This window comes from Poseidonocella sedimentorum, assembly GCF_900116005.1.
GTDB lineage: Bacteria > Pseudomonadota > Alphaproteobacteria > Rhodobacterales > Rhodobacteraceae > Poseidonocella > Poseidonocella sedimentorum.
Genome location: NZ_FOYI01000001.1, coordinates 44,910 through 64,464 on the forward strand (window position 1 = coordinate 44,910; position 19,555 = coordinate 64,464).

General features: G+C 66.6%; 22 protein-coding genes. 8 read left to right on the forward strand and 14 right to left on the reverse strand.

From position 1 onward, the window contains the following. Positions 1-188 precede the first annotated feature (188 nt). The 7 genes from ureC to trhO form a co-directional block, all read right to left on the reverse strand. A complete protein-coding gene (gene ureC / locus BM353_RS00250; RefSeq protein WP_092075444.1) occupies positions 189-1,937 on the reverse strand; it encodes an urease subunit alpha in 1,749 nt (582 codons plus the stop codon). Between the two features lie 11 nt (positions 1,938-1,948). Continuing rightward, positions 1,949-2,179 carry a methionyl-tRNA formyltransferase gene (locus tag BM353_RS00255; RefSeq protein ID WP_092075446.1) on the reverse strand — a complete coding sequence of 77 codons (231 nt, stop codon included), beginning with the start codon at positions 2,177-2,179 and terminating at the stop codon, positions 1,949-1,951. Between the two features lie 229 nt (positions 2,180-2,408). After that, positions 2,409-2,738 (reverse strand): hypothetical protein, encoded by a 330-nt coding sequence (locus tag BM353_RS00260; RefSeq protein WP_092075448.1) that lies wholly within the window; start codon positions 2,736-2,738, stop codon positions 2,409-2,411. Between the two features lie 17 nt (positions 2,739-2,755). Continuing rightward, a complete protein-coding gene (locus BM353_RS00265; protein ID WP_092075450.1) occupies positions 2,756-3,061 on the reverse strand; it encodes an urease subunit beta in 306 nt (101 codons plus the stop codon). Positions 3,062-3,118: 57 nt separating this feature from the next. Next, positions 3,119-3,421 carry an urease subunit gamma gene (locus tag BM353_RS00270; protein WP_092075452.1) on the reverse strand — a complete coding sequence of 101 codons (303 nt, stop codon included), beginning with the start codon at positions 3,419-3,421 and terminating at the stop codon, positions 3,119-3,121. Positions 3,422-3,484: 63 nt separating this feature from the next. Further along, positions 3,485-4,363 (reverse strand): urease accessory protein UreD, encoded by an 879-nt coding sequence (locus BM353_RS00275; protein WP_092075454.1) that lies wholly within the window; start codon positions 4,361-4,363, stop codon positions 3,485-3,487. Between the two features lie 150 nt (positions 4,364-4,513). Next, the gene (trhO, locus tag BM353_RS00280; RefSeq protein ID WP_092076416.1) at positions 4,514-5,422 is read right to left on the reverse strand and encodes an oxygen-dependent tRNA uridine(34) hydroxylase TrhO; all 909 of its coding nucleotides are present in this window, start codon (positions 5,420-5,422) and stop codon (positions 4,514-4,516) included. Between the two features lie 120 nt (positions 5,423-5,542). On the opposite strand from trhO, the gene pncA reads away from it, so the two are divergent. Next, the gene (gene pncA, locus BM353_RS00285) at positions 5,543-6,154 is read left to right on the forward strand and encodes a bifunctional nicotinamidase/pyrazinamidase (protein WP_092075456.1); all 612 of its coding nucleotides are present in this window, start codon (positions 5,543-5,545) and stop codon (positions 6,152-6,154) included. Positions 6,155-6,466: 312 nt separating this feature from the next. Here pncA and BM353_RS00290 read toward each other — a convergent pair whose 3' ends face one another. Further along, positions 6,467-6,679: a Hint domain-containing protein gene (locus tag BM353_RS00290; protein ID WP_092075458.1), complete on the reverse strand. Its 213-nt coding sequence runs from the start codon at positions 6,677-6,679 to the stop codon at positions 6,467-6,469. Positions 6,680-6,776: 97 nt separating this feature from the next. On the opposite strand from BM353_RS00290, the gene pncB reads away from it, so the two are divergent. From pncB to pnp, 4 genes are all read left to right on the forward strand, one after another. After that, positions 6,777-8,069 (forward strand): nicotinate phosphoribosyltransferase, encoded by a 1,293-nt coding sequence (gene pncB / locus BM353_RS00295; RefSeq protein ID WP_092075461.1) that lies wholly within the window; start codon positions 6,777-6,779, stop codon positions 8,067-8,069. 138 nt (positions 8,070-8,207) lie between these two features. Further along, positions 8,208-8,816, forward strand: a complete 609-nt coding sequence (locus tag BM353_RS00300) for a thermonuclease family protein (RefSeq protein ID WP_092076418.1) — start codon at positions 8,208-8,210, stop codon at positions 8,814-8,816. 384 nt (positions 8,817-9,200) lie between these two features. Next, positions 9,201-9,470: a 30S ribosomal protein S15 gene (gene rpsO / locus BM353_RS00305; RefSeq protein WP_092075463.1), complete on the forward strand. Its 270-nt coding sequence runs from the start codon at positions 9,201-9,203 to the stop codon at positions 9,468-9,470. A 259-nt stretch (positions 9,471-9,729) separates the two neighbouring features. After that, complete coding sequence (pnp, locus tag BM353_RS00310) at positions 9,730-11,877, forward strand: polyribonucleotide nucleotidyltransferase (protein WP_092075465.1); 2,148 nt, start codon at positions 9,730-9,732, stop codon at positions 11,875-11,877. Positions 11,878-12,243: 366 nt separating this feature from the next. On the opposite strand, the gene BM353_RS00315 is transcribed toward pnp, so the two are convergent. The 6 genes from BM353_RS00315 to BM353_RS00340 form a co-directional block, all read right to left on the reverse strand. Beyond that, positions 12,244-12,405: a DNA gyrase inhibitor YacG gene (locus tag BM353_RS00315; RefSeq protein ID WP_092075467.1), complete on the reverse strand. Its 162-nt coding sequence runs from the start codon at positions 12,403-12,405 to the stop codon at positions 12,244-12,246. Continuing rightward, the gene (locus BM353_RS00320) at positions 12,402-13,427 is read right to left on the reverse strand and encodes a ribonuclease E/G (RefSeq protein WP_092075469.1); all 1,026 of its coding nucleotides are present in this window, start codon (positions 13,425-13,427) and stop codon (positions 12,402-12,404) included. Before BM353_RS00320 ends, BM353_RS00315 begins: the two co-directional genes overlap by 4 nt. Next, positions 13,424-14,002 (reverse strand): Maf family protein, encoded by a 579-nt coding sequence (locus BM353_RS00325; RefSeq protein ID WP_092075471.1) that lies wholly within the window; start codon positions 14,000-14,002, stop codon positions 13,424-13,426. The genes BM353_RS00320 and BM353_RS00325 overlap by 4 nt, the downstream gene beginning before the upstream one ends. 6 nt (positions 14,003-14,008) lie before the next feature. Next, the gene (gene infA, locus BM353_RS00330) at positions 14,009-14,227 is read right to left on the reverse strand and encodes a translation initiation factor IF-1 (RefSeq protein WP_092075473.1); all 219 of its coding nucleotides are present in this window, start codon (positions 14,225-14,227) and stop codon (positions 14,009-14,011) included. 109 nt (positions 14,228-14,336) lie between these two features. Then, positions 14,337-15,242: a carbon-nitrogen hydrolase family protein gene (locus BM353_RS00335; protein WP_092075475.1), complete on the reverse strand. Its 906-nt coding sequence runs from the start codon at positions 15,240-15,242 to the stop codon at positions 14,337-14,339. Between the two features lie 4 nt (positions 15,243-15,246). Further along, complete coding sequence (locus tag BM353_RS00340) at positions 15,247-15,876, reverse strand: invasion associated locus B family protein (RefSeq protein ID WP_092075477.1); 630 nt, start codon at positions 15,874-15,876, stop codon at positions 15,247-15,249. A 564-nt stretch (positions 15,877-16,440) separates the two neighbouring features. Between BM353_RS00340 and BM353_RS00345 the strand changes: the two genes are divergently transcribed. The 3 genes from BM353_RS00345 to BM353_RS00355 all read left to right on the forward strand — a co-directional run bounded on the left by BM353_RS00345 (position 16,441) and on the right by BM353_RS00355 (position 19,527). Continuing rightward, on the forward strand, positions 16,441-17,979 hold the full coding sequence (locus BM353_RS00345) for a helicase HerA-like domain-containing protein (protein WP_092075479.1): 1,539 nt from the start codon (positions 16,441-16,443) through the stop codon (positions 17,977-17,979). 176 nt (positions 17,980-18,155) lie between these two features. Further along, positions 18,156-18,479 carry an ArsR/SmtB family transcription factor gene (locus BM353_RS00350; RefSeq protein ID WP_092075481.1) on the forward strand — a complete coding sequence of 108 codons (324 nt, stop codon included), beginning with the start codon at positions 18,156-18,158 and terminating at the stop codon, positions 18,477-18,479. Then, positions 18,472-19,527: a permease gene (locus BM353_RS00355; protein WP_092075483.1), complete on the forward strand. Its 1,056-nt coding sequence runs from the start codon at positions 18,472-18,474 to the stop codon at positions 19,525-19,527. Before BM353_RS00350 ends, BM353_RS00355 begins: the two co-directional genes overlap by 8 nt. Positions 19,528-19,555: the final 28 nt, after the last annotated feature.

Here is a 19,555-nt window from a genome sequence, read left to right on the forward strand (position 1 = left end):
AACAGGCGCCTGCGGGAGTGAGATAGGGGCGCGGGGCCCCGTCTACCACTGCCAGCGCGGCAACCCCGCCATGCGCGGGCCGCAAGGCTGCGGCGTGGCGGCTGGCGCCTCTGGAAGGGATATGCGGCGCGCGCGGTGGTGAAAACGCGGTCGTGGTCACGGAAACGATCCCTCCTGTCGGGGGCAGCTCAGTAGAGGAAATAGCGCTGCGCCATGGGAAGCTCGGTGGCCGGCTCGCAGGTCAGCAGCTCGCCATCGGCCCGGACCTCATAGGTCTCGGGGTTGACCTCCATATGCGGCGTCGCGGTGTTGAGCTTGAGGTCGGATTTGCCGATGCCGCGCGTGCCTTTGACGGGAACGGTCTGCTTGGCAAGGCCAAGGCTCTCGCGGATGCCCGCCGCCTGCGCGGCCTCGGAGACGAAGGTTACGGCGGAATGCTCCAGCGCGCGGCCATAGGCGCCGAACATCGGCCGGGTATAGACCGGCTGCGGCGTCGGGATCGAGGCGTTGGGATCGCCCATCTGGGCGCAGACGATGGAGCCGCCCATGAGCACCATCTCGGGTTTTACCCCGAAAAACGCCGGGCTCCAGAGCACGAGATCCGCCCGCTTGCCCTCTTCGATGCTGCCGATCTCATGGGAAATCCCGTGCGCGATCGCGGGGTTGATGGTGTATTTCGCCACGTAGCGGCGCACGCGGCAATTGTCGTTCTCGCCCGTTTCCTCGGAGAGCCGCCCGCGCTGTTTCTTCATCTTGTCGGCGGTCTGCCACGTGCGGATGATGACCTCGCCGACGCGCCCCATGGCCTGACTGTCGGACGCGATGATCGAGAACGCGCCCATGTCATGCAGGATATCCTCGGCGGCGATGGTCTCGCGCCGGATGCGGCTCTCGGCGAAGGCGATATCCTCGGGGATCGACTTGTCGAGGTGGTGGCAGACCATGAGCATGTCGAGATGCTCTTCGAGCGTGTTGACCGTGAAGGGCCGGGTCGGGTTGGTCGAGGAGGGCAGGACGAACTCCTCGCCGCAGATCTTGATGATGTCCGGCGCGTGCCCGCCGCCCGCGCCCTCGGTGTGGAAGGCGTGGATCGTGCGGCCCTTCATGGCCTTGACCGTGTGCTCGACGAAGCCGCTCTCGTTGAGCGTGTCGGTGTGGATCATGACCTGCACGTCCATCGCATCGGCCACCCCGAGGCAGCAATCGATGGTGGCCGGGGTCGTGCCCCAGTCCTCGTGCAGTTTGAGCGCGCACGCGCCCGCGAGCACCTGTTCCTCCAGCGCGGCGGGGAGCGAGGCGTTGCCCTTGCCCGCAAACGCGAGGTTCATCGGGAAGGCGTCGGCCGCTTGCAGCATCCGCCCGATGTGCCATGGCCCGGGGGTGCAGGTGGTGGCGAGCGTGCCGTGCGCGGGGCCGGTGCCGCCGCCGAGCATGGTGGTGAGGCCGGAGTGCAGCGCGTCCTCGATCTGCTGGGGGCAGATGTAGTGGATGTGGCTGTCAAACCCGCCCGCCGTGAGGATGCGCCCCTCGCCCGCGATGACCTCCGTGCCGGGGCCGACGATGATGTCCACGCCCGGCTGGGTGTCGGGGTTGCCCGCCTTGCCGATCTTGTGGATGCGCCCGCCTTTGAGGCCCACGTCGGCTTTGTAGATGCCGGTATAGTCGACGATGAGCGCGTTGGTGATGACCGTGTCAACGGCCCCTTCGGCCCGCGTCGCCTGGCTCTGGCCCATCCCGTCGCGGATCACCTTGCCGCCGCCGAACTTGACCTCTTCCCCATAGATCGCGCCCTTGGCCCCGCCCGCGCGCCCGACCGCCTCAGCGGCAAGATCGCGCTCCACCTCGATGATGAGATCCGTATCGGCAAGGCGCAGCCGGTCTCCAGTGGTGGGGCCGAACATGGCGGCGTAGTCGGAGCGGGCGATGGGCTTGGGCATGGAGGGTCTCCTTATTCGCCGAATTCTTTGTGAAGTATGTCAAGAAGTTGTGCGGCACTTTCCGCATCAAACTGGATGGACTGACTTACTTTGCCTGGAAACTCTCGGTCGGCTCGACCGTAGGTATCAATTTGAAGGAGCTTTTGCCCGTCTTTCTCGAAGATCGCATAGGTACATACGACTTCGGAATGAAGGTTTGGACGTTCGAAACTACGTTCTTCAAGTTTTTTGATCAATGCCATCGCTATCTCGCTCCAATTGAATTTGAACCACCCGGCGGCACGCCGGGTAGCGCCCGACCCGCCCCCACCGGGGCGGGCGCTTCTCGCCCACCCCGACGGGTCGGGCGCTGCCCTTTGATCTGAAGTCGGACGGGTGGAAAGCCGGTGTTGTCGTGACCAATCAGTTTTGTGGTCTGACGACCGGCAAGCGACGGATCGCCCCCAGTCTTCATGTCCACCGAATGACTTCTCACGCTGGCCCCCGTTTCGCCAGTCGGCGGTAGTTGGAGCGGGTGCGGGCGCGGATCGGGCGGACGGCGGCTTTGGCGACCTTCTCGGGCGGCTGGCCGGAGAGGATCGCGCGGGTCGCGGCATGGGCCGCGGCGGAGTAGCCTTCCTGTTTCTCGACCACCATCCGGCGGTACTCCGATCGCGGGATCGACCACATCATCGCCATGCCGGCCATGCGCATGCCCATGACCATCTGGGCCTCGGCGAGCATGAGCCAGTATTGCTGGGCGGCGGAGGCCCAGGCCAGCGGCTGGGCGCTGGAGGGCAGGGTGGGTTTGCAGATGTTCATCGAGCGTGTGCCTCGTGTCAGAGATCGCCCATTACGGACGTGTTGAAGCCGAAGACGCGCCGTGCGCCGCCGTAGGGGATGAGTTGCACCTCGCGGGTCTGGCCCGGCTCGAAGCGCACGGCCGTGCCCGCGGCGATGTCGAGCCGTTGGCCATGGGCGGCTTTGCGGTCGAAATCGAGCGCGGGGTTGGTCTCGGCGAAGTGATAGTGGCTGCCGACCTGCACCGGGCGGTCGCCGGTGTTGGCGACGGTGAGCGTGATCGCCGGGCGCCCGGCGTTGAGCTCAAGGGTGCCTTCGGCGGGCAGCAGCTCTCCGGGGATCATGCGGCTGGTCCTGTCATCGGGGGGGTGCGGGTCATGGGGCTCTCCTGCGGGGTTGGATCAGCGGATCGGGTCGTGTACGGTCACGAGCTTGGTGCCATCGGGGAAGGTCGCCTCGACCTGCACCTCGTGGATCATCTCGGGGACGCCGTCCATGCATTGCGCGCGGGTGACGACCTCGGCCCCCGCTTCCATCATGTCGGCCACCGAGCGCCCGTCGCGCGCGCCTTCGACCACCGCATCGGTGATGAGCGCGATGGCTTCGGGGTGGTTGAGTTTCACGCCGCGCGCCAGCCGTTTACGGGCGACCTCGGCGGCCATCGCGATCAGCAGCTTGTCTTTTTCTCTCGGGGTCAGTTGCATTCAGGTCATCCAGCTCAGGTATCGTGTTGTCTCGAACGTGCGGGGCGGGGGCTGTGTTCCAGCTCAGGTCATCCAACTTCGGGGGATCGGGCCGTCCGCCAGCCGCGCAAGGAGCGGCAGGAGCAACCGGCGCAGGGCCGCGCCATCGGGCGCGAGCAGGCGCAGGGCGAGCGTGTCCGGGGCGATGCAGCTGGCCCCGGCGGTGCGGGGCAGGCCCGCGCGCAAGACGGGCAGCAGCGCCTCGGCGCCGGGGGCGGTATAGACCAGCGCGGCCATGGCCCGGGCGCCGCCGCCGGTGGCGGGCCGATCCAGCAGCGCCTCGGCATCGCCATCGATCCGCGCGGCATCGAGATAGAGCGGCTGCCCATCGCGCAGGATCTCCACCCGGTCATGCAAGCGCAGGTCCGTTACCCGCTCGCCCATGGCGCGGCGGCCAAAGAGCAGGGACTCGACCATGAGGAACCGCGCGTCGCCCGCGAGGTCCGCCGACAGGGCGCGCGAGAGCCCCGCACGGTTGAACAGGATCGTCTCCTGCGGCAGCCAGTTGAGCGTGGCGCCCGGCGCGGCGCTGAGCGTGGTCCGCAGCGTGCCGGTCTCGCCCGGCTGGGCCGCATAGATCCGCTCGGCGGCCTGGGTGGTGATCGAGAGCCGCGCGCCGGGACCGGCATGGGCGGTGATGGCGAGGCGGTCGCCGCCGGTGATGCCGCCCGCGGAATTGATCAGCACCGCCTCCAGCCCGCGCGCGGGGTCGGGATGGCGGGGGAACAGCGCCTTGAGGCAGCCTTGCGGGCGGAGCCCGTCGAGCACGCTGCGCGCGCCGTGCCGCTTGGCCGAAAGCCGGATCGAGCCCACCGCGCGCGGCTGGGCGGGGACGCGCGGCGCGGCTGCGGGTCGAGACCCCGCCGCCGGTTTCGCCAGATCGCCCGTCACATCGAGCCCCATGCCTCATCGTCCCCCGGGGCCACCGGGCCCGTTGGCGGCATCTGACTATTATCCGCAGGGCTGCGCAAGAGTTCCTCCGCTGCCTCGGGCGGGCTCTGCGCAAATATTGTGCGCTGTGCTTGCGAATTAGGCGCGCGATCGCCGCGCGGCTCAGGAGGCCCCGCCGAGGTGGCGCTCGCCGCGGGCGCGGGCCAGCGCGATCTGCCTCTGCCGCTCGCGGAACCGGGCCTTGTCCTCGGCGCTCGTCTCGTTGACGCAGTGGTGGCAGGAGACGCCGTCTTCGAACTCGGGCCGCGCGCGGTCGTCGGGCAGGATCGGCCGGCGGCAGGCGTGGCAGAGCTCGTGCGGCCCCTCGCGCAGCCCGTGGCCCACCGAGACGCGCCCGTCGAAGACGAAGCAGTCCCCCTCCCAAGTGCTGTCACCCTCGGGCACCTCTTCGAGGTATTTCAGGATCCCGCCCTTGAGGTGAAACACATCCTCGACGCCCTGGCCAAGCAGGTAGTTCGTCGATTTCTCGCAGCGGATGCCCCCGGTGCAGAACATCGCGATGCGCTTGTTGTGGAAGCGGTGCTTGTTGGCCTCCCACCAGGCGGGGAAATCGCGGAAGCTCTCGGTTTGCGGGTCGATCGCGCCTTCGAACGTGCCGATGGCGACCTCGTAGTCGTTGCGCGTGTCGATCACGGCCACGTCGGGGCTGCGGATGAGCGCGTTCCAGTCCTTGGGCGCGACGTAGTGGCCGACCGCGGCGCGCGGGTCCACGTCGGGCTGGCCCATCGTCACGATCTCTTTCTTGAGCCGGACCTTGAGCCGGGCGAAGGGCTGGGCCTCCGCCGTCGAGAGCTTCCACTCCAGATCGGCAAAGCCGGGCAGGGCGCGGATATGGGCCAGCAGCCGGTCGATGCCGGCAGCAGACCCCGCGACCGTGCCGTTGATGCCCTCGCGCGCGAGCAGGAGCGTGCCGGTGATGCCCTCAGCCTCGCAGAGCGACAGCAGGCCGGGCCGCAGGGCGGCCGGATCCGCGACGGGGGCGAAATGATAGAGGGCGGCGACGGTGAACATGGCGCGCATATAGGAGAGGGGCGGGGGCCAGGCAATCCCCACCGGGGCGCGGCGGGTCATGACGGTTGACCCAAGGCGGGCAATGCCGCAGGTCTGGGGCCGAGACAAGGAGACCCGGCCATGACAGCTTCCGACCACGCCCTTCTGATTATCGACGTGCAGAATGATTTCTGCCCCGGCGGCGCGCTGGCCGTGGCGGGGGGCGATGAGATCGTGCCGGGGATCAACGCGCTGATGGGGGAGTTTGGCTGCGTGGTGCTCACGCAGGACTGGCACCCGGCGGGGCATTCGTCTTTTGCGAGCGCGCACTCCGGCAAGGCCCCGTTCGAGACCTACGAGGCCCCTTACGGCACGCAGGTGCTCTGGCCCGATCATTGCATTCAGGGCAGCGAGGGCGCGGCGTTTCACCCCGGGCTGGATCTGGCGCCGGCGCAATGCATCGTGCGCAAGGGGTTCAACCCCGGGATCGACAGCTATTCGGCGTTTTTCGAGAATGACCACAAGACGCCAACGGGGCTCGAAGGATACCTGCGCAGACGCGATATCGCCAAGCTCACCCTCGTCGGGCTCGCCACGGATTTCTGCGTCGCCTATTCGGCCATCGATGCGGCCAAACTCGGCTTTGCCGTCGACGTGCGCGCGGACCTCTGCCGAGCGATTGACCTCGATGGCTCGCTCGCGGCGGCGACAGCCCAGATGCGCGACGCGGGCGTGGCGCTGGGCGGGGCCTAGCGCTCAGCGGCGCTGAGCATCTCTGCCTGCCGCAACCCTGTCAGCAGCTTCAGCGCGGGCCGGGCGGGCAGGGCATCGAGCCCTTCCCGCCCGGACGCGGCCCTTCGGTCCGGGTGGCCCGTGGCGGGCGCGTCCACGGGATCGGCGGGCGTTTGTTCTGGCGCAGGTCGGGAAGAGCGCGTGCAGGCCGGGGCGGGCTCCGGCCTCTGCATGCCGCTGGGGAAGACGATCGTGGCGGTCGAAGATGAGGTGGACGTCGTCCAACTGGCGCTTGCCCTCCATCACGCGGATGCCGCGCCGGCCGGTGAGGCCCTAGGTGGGCACAAGCACCGAGCGCCCGCATTCCGCCTGCATAAGAAGGCGGAGTCGCGACGAGATGACCAGCGCGCGGCGCAGGATGTGGCGGGTCGGCTGGGGCCCGATGTCTGCGGTCTCGACGGTATCGCCGATGGCGAAGCGGTCCACCGGGATCGGGCCGCGCCCACCAACATGTTCCGTCAGGGTGATGGTGCGGCATACGGTCAATCCCCGGCACGAGCCGGGCATATGGCGCCGCGAAAACGCCCCCCTTGCCCCCGACCGGTGCGCTTGGCACAAAGGCGCGGCCCGGACGGAGGACCCCATGGTCGACATCGCAACCCGCGTCTACAATCACAAATGGAAGATCGATCCGATCGTCCGCTCGCTGATCGACACCGATTTTTACAAGTTGCTGATGTGCCAGTCGGTGTTTCGCAACAAAGCTGACACCACGGTGACCTTCTCGCTCATCAACCGATCGCAAGATGTGCCGCTGGCGGAGATGATCGACGAGGGCGAATTGCGCGAGCAGCTCGACCATGTGCGCTCGCTCTCGCTCACCCGCGGCGAGAGCACGTGGATGCGCGGCAACACCTTCTACGGCAAGCGCCAGATGTTTCGCTCGGATTTCATGGAATGGTTCGAGAACCTGTCGCTGCCCGCCTATCACCTCGAACGCCGGGGCGATCAGTATGAGCTCACCTTCGAGGGCAAATGGCCCGAGGTCATGCTGTGGGAAATCCCGGCGCTTTCGGTGCTGATGGAACTGCGCTCGCGCGCGGTGCTGAACTCGATGGGGCGGTTCGAGCTGAAGGTCCTTTATGCGCGCGCCATGACCAAACTTTGGGAAAAGATCGAACAGATGCGCCCGCTGGAGGGGCTGCGCATCGCCGATTTCGGCACGCGGCGGCGGCACTCCTACCTCTGGCAGGACTGGTGCGTGCAGGCGATGATCGAGGGTCTGGGCGACAAGTTCGCGGGCACGTCGAACTGCCTCATCGCGATGAAACGGGATCTTGAGGCGGTGGGGACCAATGCCCATGAGCTGCCCATGGTTTACTCGGCGCTGGCGGGCGATGACGCGGCGCTGGCGCGCGCGCCCTACGATGTGCTGGCCGACTGGCACGAGGAGCATTCGGGCAACCTGCGCATCATCCTGCCCGACACCTACGGCACCAAAGGCTTCCTCGACCGCGCGCCCGACTGGCTCGCCGGCTGGACCGGGATCCGCATCGACAGCGGCGATCCCGCGACGGGGGCGGAGATTGCCATCGACTGGTGGCGCGCCCGCGGCGAGGACCCGCGCGACAAGCTCGTTATTTTTTCAGACGGGCTCGACGTGGGCAGGATCGCCGCGCTCCACCAGCAATTCCACGGCCGGGTCAAGACCTCCTTCGGCTGGGGCACACTGCTGACCAACGACTTCCGGGGGCTGACCCCCGACAACCGCCTCGCGCCGTTTTCGCTTGTCTGCAAGGCCATCGCCGCCAACGGCCGCCCGACGGTCAAGCTCAGCGACAACCCCAAGAAAGCGATGGGCCCGGCTGAAGAAGTCGCGCGCTACAAACGGGTGTTTGAGGTGGGTGCGCAGGAGGCGCAGGAGGTGGTGGTCTGAACTGGAAATTCGGTAGCCTGCGCGGTTTTCAATCCCCGGAAATTAACCGGAATTAGCCTCTGGGATATTGGCCGCTTTTCAGAGGTCGACAGGCGGATATACTTCTTCGAATAGATCGATTCTTTTTTGGAGAGGTTCATGGACACCATATTGGGGATTCTTGGTCTCGCCGTGATCGTTGCCATTGCAATACGCATCGGCCGGGCGGGAGACAGCGGGCATTACACAGCGTCGCCAAAGCCTGAAACACCAAAGGACATAGATCGCCAAATCGTAGCACACTCTGCGAAAAGGCAGGGAGCTTTCGACGAGAAAAGCGCAACCCACGTCGAACCGGTGAAGGTGTTGAAGGGGCGAGCCTGGATCACTGACGGGGATACGGTCACGATCGACAAAACCCAAATTCGGCTCTTCGGGATCGACGCTCCCGAGTTGAACCATCCCTACGGGAAAAAGGCGAAATGGGCGCTGCACAAGCTTTGTAAAGGCCAGACGATCCGGGCGGAAGTGTCGGAGATTGATGATTATGGCCGGACGGTGGCGAAATGCTTCCTGCCCGATGGGCGCGATCTTTCCGCTGAAATGGTCAAATTGGGAATGGCATTGGATTGGAAGAAATACTCCGGCGGCATCTATCGGTCTTTGGAAACGCCCGATGCGCGCAAAAAGCTGTTCCTCGCGAGCGCCCGGCAGAAGGGGCATATGAACGTCTGGAGAAAATTCGAGGAAAGGGCGGCGTCAAGTTGAGGATCTGGGGGCGGCTGCTGTACAATCCGCACGTCGTCGATGCGGTCGCGCTGCGCAAAGACGTGAGAAACGCGGACTGAATTGGGTTGCGCGTGAACGACACCCCTGATGTCAGGCCGGTGTTGGATCAGCCGCTGATCGCGTACAGCGTGGCCGAGGGGCGCATGACCGCCGCGGGTTTGGCCGGGTCGGTGTGGTCGTAGCCGCCCAGGTCGGCGACGTCCCGGCACGGTGCGAGTGCCGGGGATTTAGCGCTTCCCTTTTATCACGGTTTCGTCTAAACGCTCCCATCCGCGCGCGTTTGCGTGCGGACTTCTCCATGGACCCTGCTGGACGACATCCCGGCTGGCGCCCGAACCGAAACCTCTGATCAAGGAGACCCCGATGTCGATCACTGTTGAAGAAAAAGCCCGCGTGATGAAGGAATTCGCCACCAAAGAAGGCGACACCGGTTCCCCCGAAGTTCAGGTCGCGATCCTGACCTCGCGGATCACCACGCTCACCGAGCACTTCAAGATCCACAAGAAGGACAACCACGGCCGCCGTGGCCTTCTCAAGCTCGTGGCTCAACGCCGCAAGCTGCTCGACTATCTCAAAGGCAAGGAAGAGGCCCGCTATCAGGACCTCATCAAACGCCTCGGCATCCGCCGCTGAGCCGGATCTGACAAGAGTTGCAAACGCCCGTTCCCTCAAGAGCGGGCGTTTTGCGTATCAGGCCCCGCCCCAGAGCGGCGGGCGCGGGCCGCGAAACCGGTTCCCTTTGACCGTCTGAGACGATAGAGGGGCCGTATCCGTGCGCGGCGGGCTGGCCAACCTGCCACGCAACAGCTGGATGAACTGGCCGGAGGGAATACGCCCTCCATTTAAACGGCCTGGCGAGGATACGCCCCGTAAGGCCTTGATAGGATACGATATGTTCGACGTAACTTCGAAATCGATGCAGTGGGGCGAAGAGACCCTCACTCTGGAAACGGGCAAAGTGGCCCGCCAGGCAGATGGCTCTGTCATCGCCACCCTTGGCGAAACCTCGGTCATGGCCAACGTGACCTTCGCCAAATCCCCCCGGGAAGGCGCGGATTTCTTCCCGCTGACCGTGCATTACCAAGAGAAATACTACGCCGCGGGCAAGATCCCCGGCGGCTTCTTCAAGCGCGAAGCGCGCCCGACGGAGAAGGAAACCCTGACCGCGCGGCTCATCGACCGCCCGATCCGCCCGCTCTTCGTCGACGGCTTCAAGCATGAAGTGCTCGTCATGTGCACCGTGCTCAGCCACGATCTGGTCAACGATCCCGACATCGTCGCGATGATCGCGGCCTCGGCGGCGCTGACGATCTCCGGCGTGCCGTTCATGGGCCCGATCGCGTGCTGCCGCGTTGGCTTCTCCGACGGCGACTATGTGCTCAACCCGACGGTTGATGACATGGATCAGCTGCGCAACAACCCCGACCAGCGGCTTGACCTGGTGGTTGCCGGGACCAAAGACGCGGTGATGATGGTGGAATCGGAAGCCTATGAGCTTTCCGAGGAGGAGATGCTCGGCGCGGTTACCTTCGCCCATGAGCAGATTCAGCCCGTGATCGACCTGATCATCGCGCTGGCCGAAACCTCCGCCAAGGAGCCCTTCGACTTCCAGGCGCCGGATTACGCCGACCTTTACGCCGCGGTGAAAGCCGCCGGTGAAGAGCAGATGCGCGCGGCCTTCGCGATCACCGACAAGCAGGAGCGCACTACCGCGGTTGCCGCTGCCCGCGACACCATCAAGTCCGCGCTCAGCGATGAGCAGCTGGCCGATGCCAACCTCGGCGCGGCGCTCAAGAAGCTCGAAGCCTCGATCCTGCGCGGTGACGTGGTCAAGGGTGGCAAGCGGATCGATGGCCGGGCCACGACCGACGTGCGTCCGATCGTCTGCGAAACCAGCCTGCTGCCCCGGACCCACGGCTCGGCGCTCTTCACCCGTGGTGAGACGCAAGGCCTCGTGGTGACCACGCTCGGGACCGGCGACGATGAGCAGATCATCGACGCGCTGCACGGCAACTTCCGCTCCAACTTCCTGCTGCACTACAACTTCCCGCCCTACTCGGTTGGAGAAGTTGGCCGCGTGGGTGGCCCGGGCCGCCGCGAAATCGGCCACGGCAAGCTCGCATGGCGCGCATTGCAGGCGGTGCTGCCGGCGGCGACGGATTTCCCCTACACGATCCGTCTCGTTTCCGAGATCACCGAATCCAACGGCTCGTCGTCGATGGCCTCCGTCTGCGGCGGCTCGCTCTCGATGATGGACGCGGGCGTTCCGCTCAAATCCGCCGTGGCCGGTGTGGCCATGGGTCTCATCCTCGAAGACGATGGCGATTACGCGATCCTGACCGACATCCTTGGCGACGAGGATCACCTCGGCGACATGGACTTCAAGGTCGCAGGGACCGAGAACGGCATCACCTCACTGCAGATGGACATCAAGGTCGCGGGCATCACGCCGGAAATCATGCAAAAAGCCCTGGCGCAAGCCAAGGACGGCCGCATGCATATCCTCAGTGAGATGAACAAGGCGCTCTCGGGCGCGGGCGACTTCTCGGTCCACGCACCGCGGATTGAGACGATGAACATCCCCACCGACAAGATCCGTGAAGTGATCGGCTCGGGCGGCAAGGTCATCCGCGAGATCGTGGAAGTCTCGGGCGCCAAGGTCGACATCAACGACGACGGCGTGATCAAGATCGCGAGCCCCAACGGCGAGGCAATCCAGAAGGCCTATGACATGATCCATTCGATCGTGGCGGAGCCCGAAGAAGGCCAAGTCTACAATGGCAAGGTCGTGAAGATCGTCGATTTCGGCGCCTTCGTGAACTTCTTCGGCAAGCGCGACGGGCTGGTCCACGTCTCCCAGATCGAGAACCGCCGGCTGAACCACCCGTCCGACGTGCTCAAGGAAGGGCAGGACGTGAAGGTCAAGCTTCTGGGCTTTGACGATCGCGGCAAGGTGCGCCTGTCGATGAAAGTCGTCGATCAGGAAACCGGCGAGGAGATCGCCCCCGAGAAGAAATCCAAGGACGGCGCGGAGGACTGATCCTCCCCGCATCCGGCAGATCGGAAAAGGCGCCTTCGGGCGCCTTTTTCTTTTGGGGATGGCCGCAGGGCCGCCGGGCAAGCGCCTGCCCGTTCCGGCGGGCTGGCGCTGTGGCTGGGCTAGCGATGATTCATGGGGTGATGTACTTGGCCCCATAAATCACACCCGCTCAATCGTCGGGAGCGCCACCCCACGGGCAGGCGCTTGCCCGGCTTGGCGCCAAGTCCGCAAAGCGGACGATGTACGTTGCGGCACAACCCTGATCTTTTTCCAAGTGATCAAAAGGAGCGCCTTCGGCGCACGTCTTTTGTGGGCGGCGTTGCCGCCGCTGGTGCCACTGGCGCCTGCCGCGCGCGGGCCCGGCGGTCAGTTCGGTTTGGGGGTTGGGGTGTCCTCGTCCTCCACCTCGTGGGTGGGGATCGTGTAGCGGCCGGTCATCCATTTGCCGAGGTCGATATCGGCGCAGCGCTGTGAGCAGAAGGGGCGGAATGCCTTCACCGTCGGCTTGTCGCAGATCGGGCAGCTCATCTGCGGGTTTCCGACAGCGGGAGGCGTTCACGTTTGCGCTGCAATTCGAGGTGGCCCAGCGGGGTCCAGCCGACGACGATGGTCTCGACCGAGTCCGATTTCAGCGCGCCGCGCAGCGCGCTTTCCATCTGGCGGCGATCCTTTTTGCCCATCGGGGCGAGGTCCAGCACGATCTGGCCGCCGAGACCGCGCAGGCGGAGTTGGCGGGGCAGTTCTTTCGCGGTGGCGAGGTTGGCCTTGAGCCCGGCGGCCGGGGAGGCGTCTGCGCCGGTGTTGACGTCCACGGCGACGAGGGCGCGGGTCGGCTCGATGAAGAGTTGTCCGCCGCCGGGGAGGGGGGCGGAGGCGAGCCCCAGCAGCTCGATCTCGTCCAGCGCGCCGCTGCGCTCGAAGCTGCCGGCGTCTGCGTCGATCGTGGCGGGTTCGGTCCATTCGCGCCAGGCGAGCAGGTGAGGCGCATCGCCCTCGATCAGCTTGACGGCGCCGTCGCCGCCCGCATCGGCGAGCACTTGCTGTGCGAGCCCGGCCATGTCGCGGATATCGCTGGCGATTTCGTCTTCGCTTGCCTCGGCGCAGGAGGAGCGCAGGATGAGCCCGTAGTCGCGCCCGTCCATCTCTTCATGCGCGATTTCCAGAAGCGCAACACGGCGCTCCTCGTCGCGGATGCGGCGGGAGATGTTGAGGCCGGGGGCGTCGGGGGTGACGATCGCGTAGCGACTCTTGAAGAGCAGTTTCGAGGTGACGGGGATGGCTTTGCCCGCTTCGGCGTAGCCGGTCACCTGGACCAGCATCGACTGGCCCGGGGAGAGCCCGCGCACCTGGCGCAGGAAGGCCGAGCCGTCGGGTGTCTTGAAGAACATCCCGCCCTGGCCCTTGACCGGGCGGTCGGCGATGGCGCGGTAGATCGTGCCCGGGGCCGGGCGATCGCCCGCGACGAGCAGGTCTTCGAGCCGCCCGTCGACCATGAGCGCCGCGGCCTCGACGCCGTCGAGATGGTCCAATGCGATCACGCGGCCCTTCATGCGGCAGCCCTCGGCGGGTAGCCCGCGGCCTGGAGCAATCCGGCGGTTTCGGTGAGCGGCAGGCCGACAACGGCAGTAAACGATCCGCTGATCCAGGGCACGAAGGCGCCCGCGGGCCCCTGAATGCCGTAGGCACCCGCCTTGCCCTGCCAGTCGCCGGTGGCAATATAGGCGTCGATCTCATCGCGGGAGAGGCGTTTGAGGCGTACCTGGGTCACGACGTCTTTCTCCCAAAGCTGGGCGCCGCGCCGCACGGCGACGGCGGTGATGACACGGTGCCGGCGCCCCGAGAGCAGCTCGAGAAAGGCGCGCGCCTCGGCGGCGTCATCCGGCTTGCCGAGGATGCGGCGGCCGACCGCGACGGTGGTATCGGCGGAGAGCAGAACCTCGCCCTCGCCGACCTCCAGCGCCTGCGCCTTCTCGCGCGCCATGCGGGCGCAATAGGGCCGGGGCAATTCACCCTTGAGCGGGGTCTCGTCGATGTCGGGCGCGCGGACGGTATCGGGCACGATGCCGATTTGCGCCAGCAAGTCACGCCGGCGCGGGCTGCCCGATCCGAGGATGAGCCGGGGCAAACCGGCTTACTTGAAGCGGTAGTTGATCCGACCCTTGGTCAGATCGTAAGGGGTCATCTCGACCTGCACCTTGTCGCCGGCCAGAACGCGGATGCGGTTCTTGCGCATCTTGCCTGCCGTGTGTGCGATGATCTCATGGCCGTTTTCCAGCTCGACCCGAAACGTCGCATTAGGCACGAGTTCCTTCACAACACCGGGAAATTCGAGCGTATCTTCCTTGGCCATGGTTTCTCCTTTGTAGCACCCGGGGGAATCCGGGCGCGCTATAGATGCGCCCGGCGCGGGCGATTTTCAAGGCCAAATATGCGTGTAAGGCGGCCCCCTGGCGCAGATATCACCGCAGGCAAACCGCTTCGGGAGCGCCCTCGCGGCCCGCTTGTTCGGGCCAGTGCGCGCGGTTGCGCACATCGCCCGTCGCCCGGACCTTGCGGATCGCGGCGAGGTCGATGTCGGCGAAGGTCCAGCCGGGGGCGTTGAGCGCACCCACACCCAGAACACCGTTCGCCGGAAAGCCCGTGTCGGGAGGGGCGAAGATGCCGCCTGCGCCCACGTTGACGTCCACCGCCGGGGACCAGGGGGCCGCGCCCACGGTCGAGCTCATGACGGCGATGCACTGGTTTTCCAGCGCGCGGGCTTGGGTGCCGAGCCGGACGCGCCAGTAGCCGTGTTCGGTGTCGGTGCAGGAGGGGACGAGCAGGATATCGGCCTCGGCGAGTGCGCGGCCGAGCAGCGGGAACTCGCTGTCGTAGCAGATGAGAACGCCGATCCGGCCGAGCGCGGTGTCAAAGAGCCGGAGCGGCCCGCCGCCGATCACCTCCCAGGGGCTGCGTTCGAAACAGGTCATGATCTGCTTGTCCTGCGCGCCCGAGGGGCCCGAGGGCGCGTAGAGCCGCGCGCGGTTGGCGGGGCGGGGGCCGAAGGCGGGATCGAAGACCGGAGCGGAGGCGCCGAGGATGTGGACGCCGAAGCGGGCGGCGAGGGCGCTGTGGAGCGCGTCGACCTTGTCCAACAGGCCGGCCACGGCGCGCAGCGAGCGCTCCAGATCGGCGGCAACCTCGGGGCCAGCCAGTGTGGCAAGCTCCAGCGATCCGTATTCGGGGAAGACGAGAAGTTGCGCGCCGGCCTCGGCCGCGCCCGCGACCCAGGTTTCCAGCTTGCGCACGTAGCCCTCCCAGCTGTCCAACACGTCCAGCGGGTAGGCGGCGGCCGCGATGCGGAGGGTCTCGGGGCCGCCGGTCATCGGGTTACTGCGTCTGCAGGGCGGAGACGTTGTCGTAGCCCGCGGTGAACCCCGAGAGCGAGATCGACAGGTCCACGGTCTGGTCCGGCGCGGCAAAAGGCACGATCGACAGCTGCGCCGCGGCGCCGCGTTTGAAGCTTGCAATATCCGTCGGGGTCAGGCCGATCCGCGCGTAGCAGCCCACCTGGTTGCAGAAGGAGAACGGGTATTGACGCGCCTGGCCGCCATCAACGGAGACCGACGCGCCCGCCTGCAGCGCGGTTTCCAGCGGGACAACGATGTTCGCGCCGGCCTCGGCGCGCGCGTTGCCCTCCAGCCGGAAGAGGCTGATCTCGGCGACGGAGTTGCCAGCGCTGTCGCGCAGGAGTTGATAGAGCTGGCAGGGGTCGGTTTCCTGCTCGCTCCGAATGCAGCGCAGTTCCCAGTCGCCATGGGTCTCGGCGGTGTAGGCCTGGCCCAGTTGCGGCCCGGCGGGGGCGCCCATCGAGAGCCCGGGATCGCCCGCGCCTTCGGTTTGCGCCGGGGTCTCGACCTCGGCGGGTGCAGATGATTCGGGGGTGCTGTCCTGGGCGCTGGCCAGTCCGGCGGCGGCAATCAGGGCGAGCGAGGCGAAGAGGGGGCGGGCGTTCAACATCGGGTTCAACCTTCCGTTCTGGTCTGTCGGCGCGTGTATCGCGGCTCGATTTGGGCGGGGCTTAGCACGGCGCGCGCGCGATGTCAGGGGCGGCCCCCGCGTTTTCCCCAAGGCCATCGGCAAAGAGTTGCGCAGCCTCGTAAGGACCGGGCGCGCGCGCCCTTGCGGCTTCTGCTCTCTGGGGCTAGCGCGCTGGAATGCCACATAAAAAGGGACCCGAAATCCCGAGCCCCTTTTGGCGACACCTTGCGTGTCTTTGATCTGTCTTTTCCCTGCCGGACTGGCCGACTTAGTGATTGAGTGAAACGCTAAGGTCTCTGCCGAAATCGGTCAACAGGGAAATTCGGACAAAGCGAGACATTCTCCTTCCGCGTCGACGGTCTTCTCGCGCACGGGCGGCGCGCCTCGCGGAGATGAAAAAAGCCGTACCCGAAGGTACGGCCAGTCTGACAGGGAGAAGTCCGCCTGTTGCGGGAGGACATGTGCAACAGGCGCAGGTTGAGACTAGCGAGCATTCGTTAAAAATGTATTCTTCGCCGAAATCACAGGGACGGAGTGCGATACATGAGTGACGGGGTGTTCATCGGGGGCGGCGGCGAGGGCTATGGCACGCCGCAGCATCTGACGCTGAAATACGGCAACCGCCACGGGCTTGTCGCGGGCGCGACCGGGACCGGCAAGACCGTCACGCTCCAGATCCTCGCCGAAGGGTTTTCGGCCGCCGGCGTTCCAGTCTTTCTGTCGGATGTAAAGGGGGACCTCTCGGGCCTCGGGGCCGCGGGCAGCGCGGGGTTCAAGCTTCACGACGCCTTCATGGAGCGCGCGCAGACCATCGGGCTCGACCTCAGCTACGAGGCCTTCCCCGTCATCTTCTGGGATCTCTTCGGCGAACAGGGCCACCCGGTGCGGACGACTGTGGCCGAGATGGGGCCGCTCCTTCTCGCGCGGCTGCTGGAGCTCAGTGAGGCGCAGGAGGGGATCCTGAACATTGCCTTCCGGCTGGCCGACGAACAGGGGCTGCCGCTGCTGAACCTGCAGGACCTGCAATCGCTGCTGGTCTGGGTGGGGGAGAACCGGGCGGAGCTCTCGCTGCGCTATGGCAACGTCTCCACCCAGTCGATCGGCGCGATCCAGCGGCGGCTGCTGGTGATCGAAAACCAGGGCGGGGCGGCCTTCTTCGGCGAGCCGGCGCTGCAACTTGCCGACATCATGACCACGGACGCGCAAGGACGGGGGCGGATCAACATCCTGGCCGCCGACAAGCTCATGGGCGCGCCGCGGCTCTATGCGACGTTCCTGCTCTGGCTGCTGTCGGAGCTGTTCGAGGAGCTGCCCGAGGTGGGCGATCCGGACAAGCCCAAGCTCGTCTTCTTCTTTGACGAGGCGCATCTGCTCTTCGAGGACGCGCCCAAGGCGCTGGTCGACAAGGTCGAGCAGGTCGCGCGGCTCATCCGCTCCAAGGGCGTCGGCGTCTATTTCATCACCCAGAACCCGGCGGACGTGCCCGAGGACATCCTCGGCCAGCTCGGAAACCGGGTCCAGCACGCGCTGCGCGCCTTCACGGCAAAGGACCGCAAGGAGCTGAAGATGGCGGCCGAGACCTACCGCGACAACCCGCGCTTCGAGACCGAGCAGGCCATCCGCGAGGTGGGCGTGGGCGAGGCCGTGACCTCGATGCTTCAGAAGAAGGGCGTGCCCGGGGTGGTGGAACGGACGCTGATCCGACCGCCCTCATCGAAGCTCGGACCTCTGATCAAGGCCGAACGCGCGGCGCTCATCGCGGCCTCGCCGGTCGCGGGGAAATACGAGACGGCGCTCGACAGCCATTCGGCCTATGAGATCCTCGCCGCGCGCGCCGAAGAGGCCGCGGCGGAGGCGGCCAAGGCCGAGGAGCAGGAAGAGGAGCTGGGGGCTGCGATGCGCGAATACAGCGCCGGGCGGCGGTATACCGGCACCAAGGTGTCGCGCTCCAGCTCGCGGGGGAAATCGGCGACCGAAAGCTTTGGCGCCGCGATCGGGCAGGTGGTGCTGAAGGAGCTCAAGGGCACGACCGGGAAGCGGATCGTGCGCGGCATCCTCGGCTCGCTCTTCCGCGGGCGGTAATCACGCGGCGCGCCTGCGGCGCAAGTCTATACAGTCGCGCGCGGAGTGACCTCCGCGCGGGCCCGGCCCTGGCGCAGCGCCCGGCATGACGCGGGGGTTGCGTTGCGGCTTATAAAACCATATAACTAGTTACATAGAATCATTGACCGCGCAGCATTTCGCAAGAAGGGGATCGCATGGCAGAGGTGGATTTTCCGGCCGGGTTCGCGGCCATGGGCTCGGAGGCGCGGCTCGATGTGCTGCGGCTGCTCGTTCGGGCCGGGCCCGAAGGGCTGAGCGTCGGGGCGCTTGGCGCGCGCTCCGGTATCGCGCCCTCCACGCTTGCGCATCATCTCAAGGTGCTCGCAGGCGCGGGGCTGATCGTTCAGGAGAAACAGGGCAGAGCGGTGGTCAGCCGCGCCGATTACGGGCGGCTCGAGGCGTTGGCCGGCTACATCCTTCACAACTGTTGCGCCGATGTGGAGTGCGGGGCCCCGGCGCGGGAGCATACCCATGTCTGATGCAACGATCCCCGCCCCCCGCTTCGGCGCGTTACGCGCCGCGCTGCTCTCGCCCTGGGCGCTGATCCTCATCGCGCTGGCCCTCGTGGCGCTGCTGGATGCCGGGCGGTTGGGCGAGGTGACCGGCGCCGCGCTGGAGGCGCTCTGGGGAACCTTGCCTTATATCGTGGGTGCGGTGCTCCTTCTGGCGTATCTGCGGGCCAGCGGCGCGGAGGTCATGGTTGCCGCGGCATTCAAAGGGCGCGAGACGCGGATGATCGTTTTTGCCGCGCTGCTCGGCGGCCTGGCGCCGTTTTGTTCCTGCGAAGTCATCCCCTTCATCGCCGGGCTCCTCGCCCTCGGCGCGCCGCTGTCGGCGGTCATGGCCTTCTGGCTCTCTTCGCCGCTCATCGATCCGCCGACCTTGCTCATCACGGCCGCCGCCCTCGGCTGGCCCTTCGCGCTGGCCAAGGCGGCGGCGGCGGTGCTGCTCGGGCTGGGTGGCGGGTTTGCGATGCGGGGGCTTGTCCGGAGCGGCGCCTTCCCGGATGCGCTGCGCGCAAGCGTACCGAAAGCGAGCTGTTGCGGGGCCAGCAGCTGCGGGCCGGAGGACCCGGCCACCGCGCGCGCACAGTGGCGCTTCTGGACCGAACCCGCCCGGCGCGAAACCTTCCGCCACGAGGCGATCACCAACGGGCTCTTCCTGCTCAAATGGTTGGCCTTCGCCTATGTTCTTCAGGCGCTGCTGATCACCTATGTGCCGTCCGATACGATCGGCGGGCTGGTTGGCGGCGATGGCATCGTGCCGGTGATCATGGCCGCGCTGGTGGGCATGCCCGCCTATCTCAACTCCTACGTCGCGCCGCCGCTGGTGGCGGGGTTTGTCGAACAGGGGATGAGCGCGGGCGCGGCGATGGCCTTCATGATCGCGGGCGCGGTGAGCTGCATCCCGGCGATGACGGCGATCTGGTCGCTGGTGCGCCCGCCGGTCTTTGCGGCCTACCTCGGGCTCGGGCTCGCGGGGGCGATCCTGCTGGGGCTGATCGCCGGGGCATTGCCAATCGTGTGACCTGCGGACCGGGGCCGCTTGGGCCCCG

Excerpts from the sequence above, each read along its gene's own strand:
- BM353_RS00255 (WP_092075446.1), bottom strand. The coding sequence starts at position 2,179 with ATGGCATTGATCAAAAAACTTGAAGAACGTAGTTTCGAACGTCCAAAC.
- BM353_RS00265 (WP_092075450.1), bottom strand. The coding sequence starts at position 3,061 with ATGATCCCCGGAGAGCTGCTGCCCGCCGAAGGCACCCTTGAGCTCAAC.
- rpsO (WP_092075463.1), top strand. The coding sequence starts at position 9,201 with ATGTCGATCACTGTTGAAGAAAAAGCCCGCGTGATGAAGGAATTCGCC.
- BM353_RS00260 (WP_092075448.1), bottom strand. The coding sequence starts at position 2,738 with ATGAACATCTGCAAACCCACCCTGCCCTCCAGCGCCCAGCCGCTGGCC.
- BM353_RS00335 (WP_092075475.1), bottom strand. The coding sequence starts at position 15,242 with ATGACCGGCGGCCCCGAGACCCTCCGCATCGCGGCCGCCGCCTACCCG.
- BM353_RS00345 (WP_092075479.1), top strand. The coding sequence starts at position 16,441 with ATGAGTGACGGGGTGTTCATCGGGGGCGGCGGCGAGGGCTATGGCACG.
- infA (WP_092075473.1), bottom strand. The coding sequence starts at position 14,227 with ATGGCCAAGGAAGATACGCTCGAATTTCCCGGTGTTGTGAAGGAACTC.
- trhO (WP_092076416.1), bottom strand. The coding sequence starts at position 5,422 with ATGTTCACCGTCGCCGCCCTCTATCATTTCGCCCCCGTCGCGGATCCG.
- BM353_RS00350 (WP_092075481.1), top strand. The coding sequence starts at position 18,156 with ATGGCAGAGGTGGATTTTCCGGCCGGGTTCGCGGCCATGGGCTCGGAG.
- pncA (WP_092075456.1), top strand. The coding sequence starts at position 5,543 with ATGACAGCTTCCGACCACGCCCTTCTGATTATCGACGTGCAGAATGAT.
- BM353_RS00315 (WP_092075467.1), bottom strand. The coding sequence starts at position 12,405 with ATGAGCTGCCCGATCTGCGACAAGCCGACGGTGAAGGCATTCCGCCCC.
- BM353_RS00340 (WP_092075477.1), bottom strand. The coding sequence starts at position 15,876 with ATGTTGAACGCCCGCCCCCTCTTCGCCTCGCTCGCCCTGATTGCCGCC.
- BM353_RS00355 (WP_092075483.1), top strand. The coding sequence starts at position 18,472 with ATGTCTGATGCAACGATCCCCGCCCCCCGCTTCGGCGCGTTACGCGCC.
- BM353_RS00270 (WP_092075452.1), bottom strand. The coding sequence starts at position 3,421 with ATGCAACTGACCCCGAGAGAAAAAGACAAGCTGCTGATCGCGATGGCC.
- BM353_RS00300 (WP_092076418.1), top strand. The coding sequence starts at position 8,208 with ATGGACACCATATTGGGGATTCTTGGTCTCGCCGTGATCGTTGCCATT.
- BM353_RS00275 (WP_092075454.1), bottom strand. The coding sequence starts at position 4,363 with ATGGGGCTCGATGTGACGGGCGATCTGGCGAAACCGGCGGCGGGGTCT.
- BM353_RS00320 (WP_092075469.1), bottom strand. The coding sequence starts at position 13,427 with ATGAAGGGCCGCGTGATCGCATTGGACCATCTCGACGGCGTCGAGGCC.
- pncB (WP_092075461.1), top strand. The coding sequence starts at position 6,777 with ATGGTCGACATCGCAACCCGCGTCTACAATCACAAATGGAAGATCGAT.
- ureC (WP_092075444.1), bottom strand. The coding sequence starts at position 1,937 with ATGCCCAAGCCCATCGCCCGCTCCGACTACGCCGCCATGTTCGGCCCC.
- pnp (WP_092075465.1), top strand. The coding sequence starts at position 9,730 with ATGTTCGACGTAACTTCGAAATCGATGCAGTGGGGCGAAGAGACCCTC.